Origin of the sequence: Streptomyces sp. SBT349 (genome assembly GCF_001083795.1) — a bacterium.
GTDB lineage: Bacteria > Actinomycetota > Actinomycetes > Streptomycetales > Streptomycetaceae > Streptomyces.
Window position 1 is genome coordinate 1 of sequence record NZ_LAVK01000217.1, and the last position, 12,859, is coordinate 12,859.

Annotated in this window: 12 protein-coding genes and 1 pseudogene; 11 read left to right on the forward strand and 2 right to left on the reverse strand. The window is 74.6% G+C overall.

Translation table 11 applies throughout. The features are described from left to right. Together ADY01_RS23485 and mycP are read left to right on the forward strand one after the other, a co-directional pair. Positions 1-824: pseudogene (locus ADY01_RS23485) on the forward strand (hypothetical protein); the annotation flags it as partial. Continuing rightward, positions 821-2,128, forward strand: a complete 1,308-nt coding sequence (gene mycP / locus ADY01_RS23490; protein WP_078900540.1) for a type VII secretion-associated serine protease mycosin — start codon at positions 821-823, stop codon at positions 2,126-2,128. The pseudogene ADY01_RS23485 and the gene mycP, both read left to right, overlap by 4 nt. Here mycP and ADY01_RS23495 read toward each other — a convergent pair. Continuing rightward, complete coding sequence (locus tag ADY01_RS23495; RefSeq protein WP_049577243.1) at positions 2,094-3,077, reverse strand: serine hydrolase; 984 nt, start codon at positions 3,075-3,077, stop codon at positions 2,094-2,096. The genes mycP and ADY01_RS23495 overlap by 35 nt on opposite strands. A gap of 150 nt (positions 3,078-3,227) precedes the next feature. On the opposite strand from ADY01_RS23495, the gene ADY01_RS23500 reads away from it, so the two are divergent. Beyond that, positions 3,228-3,953 (forward strand): SseB family protein, encoded by a 726-nt coding sequence (locus ADY01_RS23500; RefSeq protein WP_049577246.1) that lies wholly within the window; start codon positions 3,228-3,230, stop codon positions 3,951-3,953. A gap of 123 nt (positions 3,954-4,076) precedes the next feature. After that, positions 4,077-4,823 (forward strand): MIP/aquaporin family protein, encoded by a 747-nt coding sequence (locus ADY01_RS23505; protein ID WP_049577249.1) that lies wholly within the window; start codon positions 4,077-4,079, stop codon positions 4,821-4,823. On the opposite strand, the gene ADY01_RS23510 is transcribed toward ADY01_RS23505, so the two are convergent. Continuing rightward, positions 4,801-5,148: a DUF1844 domain-containing protein gene (locus ADY01_RS23510; RefSeq protein WP_049577252.1), complete on the reverse strand. Its 348-nt coding sequence runs from the start codon at positions 5,146-5,148 to the stop codon at positions 4,801-4,803. The two genes, ADY01_RS23505 and ADY01_RS23510, sit on opposite strands and share 23 nt — an antisense overlap. Positions 5,149-5,459: 311 nt before the next feature. On the opposite strand from ADY01_RS23510, the gene infC reads away from it, so the two are divergent. The 7 genes from infC (at position 5,460) to pheT (ending at position 12,747) form a co-directional block, all read left to right on the forward strand. After that, positions 5,460-6,080 carry a translation initiation factor IF-3 gene (infC, locus tag ADY01_RS23515; protein ID WP_078900541.1) on the forward strand — a complete coding sequence of 207 codons (621 nt, stop codon included), beginning with the start codon at positions 5,460-5,462 and terminating at the stop codon, positions 6,078-6,080. Between the two features lie 59 nt (positions 6,081-6,139). Continuing rightward, the gene (gene rpmI / locus ADY01_RS23520) at positions 6,140-6,334 is read left to right on the forward strand and encodes a 50S ribosomal protein L35 (protein ID WP_049577257.1); all 195 of its coding nucleotides are present in this window, start codon (positions 6,140-6,142) and stop codon (positions 6,332-6,334) included. Between the two features lie 113 nt (positions 6,335-6,447). Beyond that, positions 6,448-6,831, forward strand: coding sequence for a 50S ribosomal protein L20 (gene rplT / locus ADY01_RS23525; RefSeq protein ID WP_049577260.1), 384 nt, complete (start codon positions 6,448-6,450; stop codon positions 6,829-6,831). A gap of 100 nt (positions 6,832-6,931) precedes the next feature. Further along, a complete protein-coding gene (locus tag ADY01_RS23530; protein ID WP_049577263.1) occupies positions 6,932-7,834 on the forward strand; it encodes a TrmH family RNA methyltransferase in 903 nt (300 codons plus the stop codon). A gap of 51 nt (positions 7,835-7,885) precedes the next feature. Continuing rightward, a complete protein-coding gene (locus ADY01_RS23535; protein ID WP_049577267.1) occupies positions 7,886-8,965 on the forward strand; it encodes an ATP-binding protein in 1,080 nt (359 codons plus the stop codon). A 132-nt stretch (positions 8,966-9,097) separates the two neighbouring features. Next, positions 9,098-10,219, forward strand: a complete 1,122-nt coding sequence (gene pheS, locus ADY01_RS23540) for a phenylalanine--tRNA ligase subunit alpha (RefSeq protein ID WP_049577270.1) — start codon at positions 9,098-9,100, stop codon at positions 10,217-10,219. Continuing rightward, positions 10,219-12,747 (forward strand): phenylalanine--tRNA ligase subunit beta, encoded by a 2,529-nt coding sequence (gene pheT, locus ADY01_RS23545; RefSeq protein ID WP_049577272.1) that lies wholly within the window; start codon positions 10,219-10,221, stop codon positions 12,745-12,747. The genes pheS and pheT overlap by 1 nt, the downstream gene beginning before the upstream one ends. Positions 12,748-12,859: the final 112 nt, after the last annotated feature.

The window sequence follows — 12,859 nt, forward strand, 5'->3', positions numbered from 1 at the left end:
CTCCTCCGCCCCCGCTCGCGTCCGACGCGCTCGCGCCGCCCGCGGGCGCCGTGCTGCGCGCGGTCACCACCCGCGCCTCGGTGCGGCTGGTCACCACCGTCACCTGCCTGGTGCTCGGCACCGGCCTGCTCGGCGGCGCCGCGGCCGGGGCCTGGCTGGCGGGGGACGGCGACGGCGGCACCTCGGGCGAGGCCGCTCTCGACCAACGACGCGAGCTGTGGCGGGAGATACCCGTCGACGCGCTCTTCCCGCCGGAGATCACCGGCGAGGGGGCGGGCCCCGGCGGCGCCGACCGGCGCTGGATACGCGTGGCCGTCGCCCCCGACGCCGCGTGCGCCGACGCGTTCGACCCGTTGCTCGCCGAGGTGCTCGACGCGGTCGGCTGCCACCGGCTGCTGCGTGCCACCTACGCCGACGAGACGCAGACCAGCGTGACCACCGTCGGCCTGCTCTTCACCGAGGCCGACACCGCCGAGATGGACGCACTCGGCCGGCGCCTCACCGACGAGGGCCTCGACGCCCGCGCCGACCTGCTGCCCCGCCCGTTCGCCGCGCCGGGCACCCCCGCCGAGGACTTCGGCGACGCGCAGCGCGCCTCCTGGACCATCAAGGCTCTGCCAGGACTTCCCGTCGTCGCCTACACCGTCACCGGGTTCGCCGACGGCCGCGCCATCGAGGAGCCGCAGCCCGCCGCCGAGGCGACGGCCGAGGACCAGGACACCACCGTCGCGCTGGCCGGACTCGGCCACGACGCGGCGGGCATCGCCGAACGCGTCGAGCGCGATCTGCGCGCCGCCGCCGACCAGGAGGACGGGGAGTCGTGACCGCCACCGCCCCAGCCCCAGCCCCCGGTGCCACTGCCGCGCCGCGCCCGCGCCCGCGCGCCCGGAGCGCCTCCGGCCGCCCGGCGCGCACGCTCCGGCGCGTCGCCGGAGCATCCGCGCTGGCGGCGCTGCTCGCCGCCGGGCTGCTCCAGGGCGCCACCCCGGCCCGCGCCGACGCCATCCGCGACCAGCAGCAGTGGGCGCTCGACGCGGTCAACGCCCCCGCCGCCTGGGAGACCACCCGCGGGCAGGGCATCACCGTCGCCGTTCTCGACACCGGCGTCGACCCCGCCCACCCCGACCTCTCCGGTGGCGTCCTCCAGGGCCGGGACCTGGTCCGCATGGGCGCCGAGCCGGGCGACGACGAGTGGGCCTCGCACGGCACCGCCATGGCCGGCATCATCGCGGGACGCGGCCACGGCGCCGGGCGGAACGCCGGGGTGATGGGCGTCGCCCCCGAGGCCGTCATCCTGCCGGTGCGGGTGCTCCTGGAGGACGACGACCCGGCCCGCGACGAGGCCCGCGAGTCCCGCTCCGGGGCGCTGGCCGAGGGCATCCGCTGGGCCACCGACCAGGGCGCCGACGTCATCAACCTCTCCCTCGGCGACGACAGCGAGTCCGCCCACCCCGACCCCGAGGAGGACGCCGCCGTCCGCTACGCCCTGTCCAAGGGCGCGGTCGTCGTCGCCTCCGCGGGCAACGGCGGCGAGAGCGGCGACCCCGTCTCCTACCCGGCCGGCTACCCGGGGGTGATCGCGGTCGCGGCCGTCGACCGCAGCGGCAGCCGCGCCGAGTTCTCCACGCGGCGCTGGTACGCCACCGTCAGCGCGCCGGGCAAGGACGTGATCGTGGCCGACCCGGACCGCGAGTACTACACCGGCTGGGGAACGTCGGCCGCCGCCGCGTTCGTCTCCGGCTCCGTGGCGCTGCTGCGCGCCGCCCACCCCGATCTGACCCCGGCCCAGGTGCGCGACCTGCTCGCGGAGACCGCCCAGGACCCGCCCGAGGGCGGGCGCGACGACGCGCTGGGCAGCGGCATGGTGGACCCGGCGGCGGCCATCGCGGCGGCGCAGGGCCTGACGGCCCTTCGGCTCGAACCCGCGACGGAGCCCTACGAAGGGGAGTTCTTCGGTCCGGGACCGAGCGCGGAGGGCGGTGGCCCCGGGGGGAACGCGTGGCTCGCCCCGGTGTCGGGGGCGGCCGGGGTGGTGCTGCTCGGCGCCGCGGCGGCGCTGATGGCGGGCGGAACCGCACGCATCCGCGAGAGGATCAGGCGCCAGGCGACGAGGCCGACCCCTCACTGACCGGGAGCAGGGCCGTGATGGCCGCCGCCGCGGCGGCCTCGACCATCTCGATGCCCTCCGCGTGCGAGGCGTGCCCGTCGGAGACCACCGCCACCAGGTACTCCCGGCCAGCCACGAGGATCCGGCCGATGCTGTTGACGTCCCACAGGCCGGTCTTGGTCCGCGGCAGCCAGCCGTTCTTCAGCTCCACGCCCGCGGCTCCGTACACCGCCGCGGATATCCCCCACCGCTGATCGGGCACCACGGTGGCCATCAGGTCGCGGATGTACGTCCTGGAGGAGGCGTCGAGCGGCGAGGAGGTGCCGTAGACCGCCCGCAGCAGGGCTATCTGGTCCAGGCTGGTGGTCTGGGTCAGCCCCCAGTGACCCTCGGGGCCCGCCGTGGTCCCGGTCAGGCCGAGCCGTTCGTTCGCGTCGTTCAGCCCGGGGCCGCGCCCGATCACGTTCCACAGCTCGTCGGCCGCGTCGTTGTCGCTCTGCTGGATCATCACCTCGGCCGCCCCGCGCTCCTGCGTCGTCAGCTCCCGGCCCGCGTCCTGCGCCTGGAGCAGCAGGGCGGCCAGGATGTCGACCTTCACGATGCTGGCGGTGTCGAAGTGCTCCTCGCCGTACACGGCGGTGACCGAACCGTCCGTGGCGGAGACGGCGACCGACAGGCGCGTGGGCGCGGCGGCGTCCAGCGGGGCGAGGGACTGCGCCAGGAGCGCGTCGGGCAGGGGGGCGGTCGGTATCGAGTTCGGCGAGGTGGCGCCGCCCGCCTGGGCGCCGGGAGCCGAGTCCCCGGAGTCCCCCGCGTCCCCTCCCCCGACGGCCTCGTCCGCCGGCCTCTCGACCGCCTGCGGCCGCGCGGGCAGCGACACGGTGTCGCCGGTGGCGACGACGGCCAACAGCGATGTCGCCAGGGCGGAGTTCACCACCAGGGCAGGCCGTATGCGCCGCGACAGTCTCATAACCGCACCGTATCCCCGCACATATGCGCGAGTCACCGCTCCCGGAATGAAGAACATGTAACAGTCGGTAACAGTGCCTCGGGCGCGGGCCCCCGACGAGCGCCCCCACCACCCGCACGCCGGGCACGCGCCGCTGGATACCCTCGACGCGTGCCGCTGACCAACATCCCCAGTCCCGCCTTCGCCGACGACGACGGCGCGGCCGACCCCGCCCTCGCCCGCGCGCTCGCCGACTGGGCGCGCGACCCGGCGGCCGAGCCCGCCGTCCTCGCCGCCCTCACCGGCGCACGGCTGCTGGCCCCCGTGGTCGCCGTGCTCGGCGAGGCGGAGACCGGGGACGACGGCCTGCGACGGGAGAAGAGCAGCGAGATGGCGGTGCTCACCCTGGCCCTGCCCGGCGGGCGGCGGGCCCTGCCCGTCTTCACCGCCACCGGGACCCTGGCCCGCTGGCGCCCCGACGCCAGACCCGTGCCGGTCACCACCCGGCAGGCCCTGGCCGCCGCCGTCCAGGAGGGCGCGGGCGCGCTGGTGCTCGACGTGGCGGGGCCGGTGACCTACGAGCTCTCCGGGGCCGGGCTGCGGACCGTTGCGGGCGGCGGCTCCCCGGCCGCCGCGCCCGCGGTGGCCGAGGCGGTCCGGGCCGTGCTCGCCACGGAACCGGCGGTGGCCGCCGCCCACCTGGTCCCCGGCGGCGCCGCGGACGGCACGCTCGCGCTCGTGCTCGACGGTCCCGAGCCGCCCGCGCCCGCGGTCACCCGGCTGGCCCGCGCGCTGGCCGCCGACGCGGTCCTCCGCGCCCACTTGGTGCGCGGCCTCCAGCTCGCGGTGCTGCCCGAGGGCGGCGCGCTGCCGGGCGAGCCCACCTACCGCCGCTGACCTCCCGCCCCCGGCGCGCGCCGGGGCGCGCCCGCCACCCGGATGGCGTCACCGGGAGTGCGGCGGCCATGGCCCCGCCACAGACTCCGACGTAGGCCGTCGTCAGCCAACGAGGAGGGCGCCATGTCAGCCGAGACCGATCCGCAGCCGCTCGCGGCCGAGTTCGTGGGGAGTCTGATCCTCGTCTTCTTCGGGGTCGGAGCCGCCGTGCTCGCCGGCGAGTTCATCGGGTCCATGGGCATCGCCCTGGCCTTCGCCTTCGTCCTGCTCGGGCTCATCTACGCGTTCGGCGCGATCTCGGGCAGCCACGTCAACCCGGCCGTGACGCTGGGCATGCTGCTGGCCGGCCGGATGACGCTCCAGGCCGCGATCGCCTACTGGATCGCGCAGTTCGTCGGCGCCATCGCGGGCGCCGCGCTGCTCTTCCTGGTGGCCAAGCAGGTCCCGGGCCTGGACACCAGCGAGGCGTTCGGCACCAACGGCTTCGACTCCAGGTCCGCGGTCGGCCTCTCGCTCGGCGGCGCGTTCGTCGTCGAGATCATGCTGACGTTCCTGCTGGTCTTCGTGTGGCTCTCGGTGACGGGCGACGCGCTGCTCAAGGGCTGGGAGGGCGTGCCGGTCGGACTCACCCTGGGCGCCGTCAGCCTGGTCGGCATCCCGCTGACCGGGACCTCGGTGAACCCGGCGCGGAGCCTGGCGCCCGCGCTGTTCGCCGCGGGGAGCGCGCTGGCGCAGCTGTGGCTGTTCATCGTCGCGCCCCTGGTGGGCGCGGCCATCGCGGTGATCGTGCACCGGATCGTCCACCCGCAGCCCGACGAGTGGCTCAGCGACTGGCGGCGGGCCGTGCCTACCCGACGACCGGCCCCGTGAACGCCTCGCCCGGCCCCTGGCCCGGGGCGTCCGGCACCGTCGACGCCTCCCTGAAGGCCAGCTGGAGCGACTTCAGCCCGTCCCGCAGGGGTGCGGCGTGATACGTGCCCACCTCGGGGGCGGCGGCCGTCACCAGCCCGGCGAGCGCGGTGATCAGCTTCCTCGCCTCGTCCAGGTCCCGGTGCTTCTCGCCGCCCTCGGCCAGACCCAGGCTGACCGCGGCGGCGCTCATCAGGTGCACGGCCACGGTGGTGATCACCTCGACCGCGGGAACGTCCGCGATGTCCCTGGTCATGTCGCTGATGTCCTGGTCGGCGTCGTTCATGCGGGCCACACTATGCGCCGGGCGGCGCGCGCCCGGCGGGGGGTCCGCACAGGGTACGGCGCTCCCGCAAGGGTGCTGTACCATGGAATGTGACCGGCCGGACATTCATGTGCCCGGCCCGCAAGTGGAGGCTCCGCACTCCCACCTGATCGGCCTCCGGGTCGGCAGGTCACCGGTCCTTGTGCGCCCCGCGATGAGCCGCGGCGGTGCTCCCGGTTCACGTGGAGCCCCGCCTGTGTGCCGCCCGGGGCGTTTTTTGCGCCGCCGAGTGGCGGTTCACCGAACTGTTCCAGCGCGGCTGTCCGCCAGGCATCCGCGCGGCGCAACCCCGAGGAGGCCCCATCAGCGCCGAGCCCCGCATCAACGACCGGATTCGCGTCCCAGAGGTGCGACTCGTAGGTCCCAGCGGCGAGCAGGTCGGCATCGTGCCGCTTGCCAAAGCCCTGGAGCTTGCCCAGGAGTACGACCTCGACCTGGTCGAGGTGGCGGCGAACGCCCGCCCGCCGGTCTGCAAGCTCATGGACTACGGAAAGTTCAAGTACGAGTCGGCCATGAAGGCCCGTGAAGCGCGCAAGAACCAGGCGCACACGGTCATCAAGGAGATGAAGCTCCGGCCGAAGATCGACCCGCACGACTACGACACCAAGAAGGGTCACGTCGTTCGGTTCCTGAAGCAGGGGGACAAGGTCAAGATCACGATCATGTTCCGCGGGCGTGAGCAGTCCCGGCCCGAGCTGGGCTTCCGACTGCTGCAACGGCTCGCCGAGGACGTTCAGGATCTGGGCTTCGTCGAGTCCAACCCCAAGCAGGACGGGCGGAACATGATCATGGTTCTCGGCCCGCACAAGAAGAAGACCGAGGCCATGGCCGAGGCCCGGGAGGCCCAGGCCGCCCGCAAGGCCGAGCGCCAGCAGGGGAAGGCGTCCGCCTGAGGCAGGGCGCCGCCCCGGCGGCATGAGGACAGTTCGAAGACGAGGGAGAGAACGGCGATATGCCGAAGAACAAGACGCACACCGGCACCGGTAAGCGCTTCAAGATCACTGGTTCCGGCAAGGTGATGCGCCAGCGCGCCGGTCGCCGTCACTACCTGGAGCACAAGCCGTCGACGCTGACCCGTCGCCTCGCCGGCACCACGGAGACGGCTCCGGCCGACGCCAAGAGGATCAAGAAGCTTCTCGGCAAGTGACCCGGGCGCGACCCGCGTGCCGCACACGGCGGCGGGCGCCCGACAGCCGACCGGACCCCATCCGTTTCCGGGCCGCGTGAGCACACCGCGGCCCCGCTGCAAGGAGTACTCACGTGGCACGCGTCAAGCGGGCAGTCAACGCCCACAAGAAGCGCCGGGCGATCCTCGAGCAGGCCAGCGGCTACCGCGGCCAGCGTTCCCGCCTGTACCGCAAGGCGAAGGAGCAGGTCACCCACTCCCTCGTCTACAACTACAACGACCGCAAGAAGCGCAAGGGCGACTTCCGGCAGCTGTGGATCCAGCGCATCAACGCCGCCGCCCGCGCCAACGGCATCACCTACAACCGGTTCATCCAGGGACTGAAGGCCGCGGAGATCGAGGTCGACCGCAAGATGCTGGCCGAGCTCGCCGTCAGCGACCCGACCGCCTTCGCGGTCCTGGTCGAGACGGCCCAGAAGGCGCTGCCCAGCGACGTCAACGCCCCCAAGGCCGCCTGAGCACCCCGCCGGGCACCTGGTGACCGGACCCGCTGGCCCCGCGCCCGCGGGTCCGTCCGTTTCCGGCTCCCTCCCCGTGTCCGAAAGTGAGCCGCCTGCCATGGGCCCTGCCGCCGAGCCGATCTCCGCGCGCTCGCCCCGCGTCACCGCCGCCCGGCGGCTGACCCGGCGCAGCGCCCGCGGGAAGGAGCGCCGGTTCCTCGCCGAGGGCCCGCAGGCCGTGCGCGAGGCGGTCGCCCACGGGACCGGCGGGGAGCCGACCCTGGTCGAGGTGTTCGCCACCGCCGAGGCCGCCGAGCGCCACGCCGACGTCGTCGGCGCCGCCGCGGCGGCGGGCGCCCCGGTCCACCTGGCCGACCCGGCCGTCCTCGCCGACCTCTCCGGGACGGTCACCCCCCAGGGCCTGGTCGGCGTCTGCCGCTTCCTCGACCGCCCGCTGGCCGAGATCGCCGCCGCCCGTCCGCGGCTGGTCGCCGTGCTCGCGCACGTCCGCGACCCGGGGAACGCCGGGACCGTGCTGCGCTGCGCCGACGCCGCCGGGGCGGACGCCGTCGTGCTGACCGACGCCTCCGTCGACGTCTACAACCCCAAGGCCGTGCGCGCCTCCGTCGGCAGCCTCTTCCACCTCCCGGTCGCCGTCGGCGTCCCCGTCGCCGAGGCGGAGCGCGCCCTGTCGGGCGCGGGGGTGCGGGTGCTGGCCGCCGACGGCGGCGGCGACCGCGACCTGGACGCGGAACTGGACGCGGGCACCATGGGCCGACCCACCGCATGGATCTTCGGAAACGAGGCGTGGGGCCTGCCCGAGGAGACCCGCGCGCTCGCCGACGCCGTCGTCAGGGTGCCCCTCCACGGCCGGGCCGAGAGCCTGAATCTGGCCACCGCGGCGGCGGTCTGCCTCTACGCCTCCGCCCGCGCCCAGCGCGCCCCCGGCGGCTGCCTGGCTCCGGAGGCCCGTGATACGGGGGCCGGGACGATGATTGCCCGTTCAACCGGCGAGGGATGATTGCCCCGATCCCTAGTAGGGTGACCCGCAGTGGGAGAGGGGCGAACGGGGATGGACACCGCATTCGGTGCCGGGCTGCTGGACCTCAGGCCCGATGATCTTCCCGACGGTCTGGTGGTCGCCGACCGGCTCGGCCTGGTCAGCTGCTTCAACACCGAGGCGGCACGGCTGACGGGACGCACGTCCGAGGAGTCCCTGCGACGCCCCCTCGAAAGCGCCCTGCCCCTGGAGGACCCCGACGGCCGCCCCTGGTGGCGGCTGACCAACCCGTATGGCGGTCTCGCCACCCGCTCGGGACAGCCCGAGCGGAACCTGCTGCTCCCCGGCGGGCGCGAGGTGCTCGTGACCGCCCGCTACGTCCGCCCCCACCCCGGCGGGCCCGTGCGCCGCCTCGTGGTGACCCTGCGCGGCACCGACGCCAGGAAGCGCACCGAGCGCAGCAACGCCGAGCTCATCGCGACCGTCGCGCACGAGCTGCGTTCCCCGTTGACCTCGGTCAAGGGCTTCACGGCCACCATGCTGGACAAGTGGGACCGGTTCACCGACGAGCAGAAGCGGCTGATGCTCCAGACCGTGGACTGCGACGCCGACCGGGTCACGCGCCTGATCACCGAGCTCCTGGACGTCTCCAGGATCGACTCCGGGCGCCTGGAGATCCGCAGGCAGCCGGTGAGGCTCGACGAGGCGGTCCGCCGCCATGTGAAGAACATGGTCAACGGGGGCTGCCCCGCCGAGCGTTTCGCCCTGCGGCTGAGCGAGCCGCTGCCGGGACTGTGGGCGGATCCCGACAAGGTGGACCAGGTCCTGGGCAACCTGCTGGAAAACGCCGTGCGGCACGGCGGCGGAACCGTCACCATCGAGATGGACCGCGTTCCGTCCACCAGGACCCGCCAGGAAGGCTTGGCCGTGACCGTCAGCGACGAGGGACCCGGCATCCCCGAGGAGGCGATGCACCGGGTCTTCACCCGCTTCTGGCGGGGCAGCGAGCGCGGCGGCACGGGCCTCGGCCTCTACATCGTCAAGGGCATCGTCGAGGCGCACGGCGGCACGGTCACCGTCGGCCGTTCGGCCGGGGGCGGCGCCCGTTTCCGATTTATCCTGCCCGCGGGCACGCCGGCGTTCCTCCTGTAGCCCCTGGCGGGCTCACCGGGGCCGGTCCCGCGGGCGTCCACCGCGTACACGCAGCCGTGCGCGCCCCCTTAGACTCGGTCCCTGGACCCGGGGAGGCGCGGCGGGTCACGCCAATCGGAAGTACGGGAAGAGATGTCGGCACCCAACAAGTCCTACGACCCTGTCGAGGTCGAGGCACTGAAACCGGACGAGATCGACCGGGTGCGGGACGAGGCGCTCGCGGCGTTCGCCGCCGCGACCGACCTGGACGCGCTGCGCGAGGCCAAGGTCGCCCACGTCGGCGACCGCTCGCCGCTGGCCCTGGCCAACCGGGAGATCGGGGCGCTGCCCCCCAAGGCGCGGGCGGAGGCGGGCAAGCGCGTCGGCCGGGCCAGGGGCGCGGTGAACAAGGCGCTCGCCGCCCGCCAGGCCGAGCTGGAGGCCGAGCGCGACGAGCGGGTGCTGGTCGAGGAGGCGGTGGACGTCACCCTGCCCCACGACCGTCTCCCCTCCGGCGCCAGGCACCCGCTGACCACGCTCTCGGAGCGAATCGAGGACATCTTCGTGGCCATGGGCTACGAGGTGGCCGAGGGCCCCGAGGTCGAGGCCGAGTGGTTCAACTTCGACGCGCTCAACATCGACCCCGACCACCCGGCCCGCTCCACGCACGACACCCTGTTCGTCGAGGGGCCCGAGCCGGGCGCCGACTCGCAGGTGGTGCTGCGCACCCAGACCTCGCCGGTGCAGATCCGCGCGATGCTGGAGCGCACGCCGCCCATCTACGTGATCTGCCCCGGCCGCGTCTACCGCAGCGACGAGCTGGACGCGACCCACAGCCCGGTCTTCCACCAGGTCGAGCTGCTGGCCATCGACGAGGGCCTGACCATGTCGGACCTCAAGGGCACGATGGACCACATGGTGCGCTCGCTGTTCGGCGAGGGCGTGCACACGCGACTGCGGCCGCACTACTTCCCGTTCACCGAGCCGTCCGCCGAGATGGACATGCTCTGCTTCCGCTGCCGCGGCGAGTCCGTGGGCCATCCGGACCGGCCCTGCCGCACCTGCTCCAGCGAGGGCTGGGTCGAGCTCGGCGGCTGCGGCGTGGTCAACCCGCGGGTGCTGGTCGCCTGCGGCGTGGACCCGGAGAAGTACAGCGGGTTCGCCTTCGGCTTCGGTATCGAGCGGCTGCTGATGTTCCGCCACAACGTCGCGGACATGCGAGACATGATCGAGGGTGACGTGCGTTTCACCCGGCCGTTCGGGATGGAGATCTGATGCGCGCCCCGCTTTCCTGGCTGCGGGAGTACGTCGACCTGCCCGCCGAGGTCACCGGCCGCGAGGTCGCGGAGCGGCTGATCTCCGCGGGCCTCGAGGTGGAGGCCGTCGAGAGGCTCGGCGCCGACATCACGGGGCCGCTGGTGGTGGGCCGGGTGCTCGCGGTCGAGGAGCTGACCGAGTTCAAGAAGCCCATCCGCTACTGCCAGGTGGACGTGGGCGCGGCCAACGGGACCGGCGAGCCGCAGAACATCATCTGCGGCGCGAGCAACTTCGGGCCCGGCGACAAGGTCGTCGTCATCCTGCCGGGCGGCGTGCTGCCCGGCGGCTTCGAGATCGGCGCCCGCACGACCTACGGCAAGGTCTCCGAGGGCATGATCTGCTCGGCCCGCGAGCTCGGCATCGGCGACGACCACGGCGGCATCCTCGTGCTCCCGCCCGAGTACGAGCCGGGAACCGACGCGGTCGAGCTCCTCCAGCTGGAGGACGAGGTCCTCGACATCGCCGTCACCCCCGACCGCGGGTACTGCCTGTCCATGCGCGGCCTCGCCCGCGAGACCGCCATCGCGTTCGGGCTGCCGCTGCGCGACCCGGCGCTGCTCGACGTGCCGGCGGGGAACGGCTCGGGGTACCCGGCCGCGGTCGCCGACCGGGAGGCGTGCGACCGGATCGTGCTGCGCGCGGTCACCGGGGTGCGGCCCGAGGCGCACTCGCCGCTGTGGCTCCAGCGCCGCCTCCAGAAGGCGGGCATGCGGCCGATCTCGCTGGCCGTGGACGTCACCAACTACGTGATGCTGGAGATCGGCCAGCCCCTGCACGCCTACGACCGCGCCCGGCTGGCCGGGGCGATCGCCGTCCGCCGTGCCCGCGCCGGGGAGAAGCTGACCACCCTGGACGGCACCGCGAGGACCCTCGACCCCGAGGACCTGGTGATCGCCGACGACAGCGGGCCCATCGGCCTGGCCGGGGTCATGGGCGGCGCCGACACGGAGATCGCGGAGACCGCCGATCAGCCCTTGATGGGCCAGGCGGTGGGCACCACCGACATCGTGCTGGAGATGGCGCACTTCGACCCGGTCACGGTCGCCCGCACCGCCCGCAGGCACCGGCTGAGCAGCGAGGCGGCCCGCCGGTTCGAGCGTGGCGTCGACCCGGAGGCGGCCGCGGCCGCGGGGCAGCGCGCCGTGGACCTGCTGGTGCTGCTGGCCGGCGGCACCGCGGACCCGGGTGTCACCGTGGTCGGCACGCCCGCGCCCCGGCGCGATGTCGTCATCCCGGCCGACCACCCGGACCGGGTGGCGGGCGTGACCTACGGCAGGGAGACGGTGGTCCGTCGCCTCCAGGAGATCGGCTGCGACGCGGTCGGCTCCGACGCGCTGACCGTCACCGTGCCCAGCTGGCGACCCGACCTGGCCGAGCCCAACGACCTGGCCGAGGAGGTCATCCGCCTCGAGGGATACGCGACGCTGCCGTCCACCCTGCCCCGGCCGCCCGCCGGGCGCGGTCTGACGCCCAGGCAGCGGCTGCACCGCCGGGTGGGCCGCGCCCTGGCCGGGGTCGGCTATGTGGAGGCGCCGAGCTACCCGTTCCTCGGACAGGCGGCGCTGGACGCGCTGGGACTGCCCGAGGACGACGCGCGCCGCCACACCGTCCGGCTGGTCAACCCGATCTCCGACGAGGCGCCCGAACTGCGCACCACGCTGCTGCCCGGCCTGCTCGACGCGCTGCGGCGCAACCTCGGGCGGGGCAGCGGCGACCTGGCCCTGTTCGAGACGGGCCTGGTGTTCCGGCCGACGGGGAAGGAGACCGCAGCCGTCCGGCTGCCGGTGACCGAGCGCCCGAGCGAGACGGACATCGCGCGGCTGGAGGACGCGCTGCCCGCGCAGCCGCGCCGGATCGCCGTGGCGCTGGCCGGCGCTGCCGAGCGGGCGGGCTGGTGGGGCGGTGGCCGCCCGGCCGACTGGGCCGACGCCGTGGAGGCGGGACGGATCGTCGCCCGCCAGGCGGGCGTCGAGCTCACCGTCGAGAACGACCGGCACGCGCCGTGGCACCCGGGCCGGTGCGCCGCGCTGTACGCGCCGGTGGACGGCGTGAAGACGCTGGTCGGCCACGCGGGCGAGCTGCATCCGCGCGTCACCAAGGCGCTCGGCCTGCCCGCCGGCAGCTGCGCGATGGAGGCCGACCTCGACCTCCTGGAACGCGCGGCTCCCGGCCTGGTGAGCGGGCCGCACGTGTCGACGTTCCCGGTGGCCACCCAGGACGTGGCCCTGGTGGTCGACGCGTCGGTGCCGGCCGCCGACGTCGAGGAGGCGCTGCGGTCGGGCGCCGGGGAACTGCTGGAGTCCCTGCGGCTGTTCGACGTGTTCACCGGCGAGCAGGTGGGCGCCGGGCGCAAGTCGCTGGCGTACGCCCTGCGGTTCCGCGCCGGGGACCGCACGCTGACCGCGGAGGAGGCCACGGCCGCCCGCGACGCGGCGGTGGCCGCCGCGGTGGAGCGGACGGGGGCGACGCTGCGCGGGGGCTCCTGACCCGCGTTCCCCCGTCCCGTCCCGTCCCGTCCCGTCCCGTCCCGTCCCGGTGCGAGGCCGGGGCCCGGCCGCCTTCCGCGCGGCCGGGCCCCGGCCGTTCCCGTCTCAGGGC

What these genes read in the sequence shown, in the direction of transcription:
- ADY01_RS23495 (WP_049577243.1), bottom strand. Translation starts at nt 3,077, where the DNA reads ATGAGACTGTCGCGGCGCATACGGCCTGCCCTGGTGGTGAACTCCGCC.
- ADY01_RS23505 (WP_049577249.1), top strand. Translation starts at nt 4,077, where the DNA reads ATGTCAGCCGAGACCGATCCGCAGCCGCTCGCGGCCGAGTTCGTGGGG.
- ADY01_RS23510 (WP_049577252.1), bottom strand. Translation starts at nt 5,148, where the DNA reads ATGAACGACGCCGACCAGGACATCAGCGACATGACCAGGGACATCGCG.
- rpmI (WP_049577257.1), top strand. Translation starts at nt 6,140, where the DNA reads ATGCCGAAGAACAAGACGCACACCGGCACCGGTAAGCGCTTCAAGATC.
- ADY01_RS23530 (WP_049577263.1), top strand. Translation starts at nt 6,932, where the DNA reads ATGGGCCCTGCCGCCGAGCCGATCTCCGCGCGCTCGCCCCGCGTCACC.
- ADY01_RS23535 (WP_049577267.1), top strand. Translation starts at nt 7,886, where the DNA reads ATGGACACCGCATTCGGTGCCGGGCTGCTGGACCTCAGGCCCGATGAT.
- pheS (WP_049577270.1), top strand. Translation starts at nt 9,098, where the DNA reads ATGTCGGCACCCAACAAGTCCTACGACCCTGTCGAGGTCGAGGCACTG.
- pheT (WP_049577272.1), top strand. Translation starts at nt 10,219, where the DNA reads ATGCGCGCCCCGCTTTCCTGGCTGCGGGAGTACGTCGACCTGCCCGCC.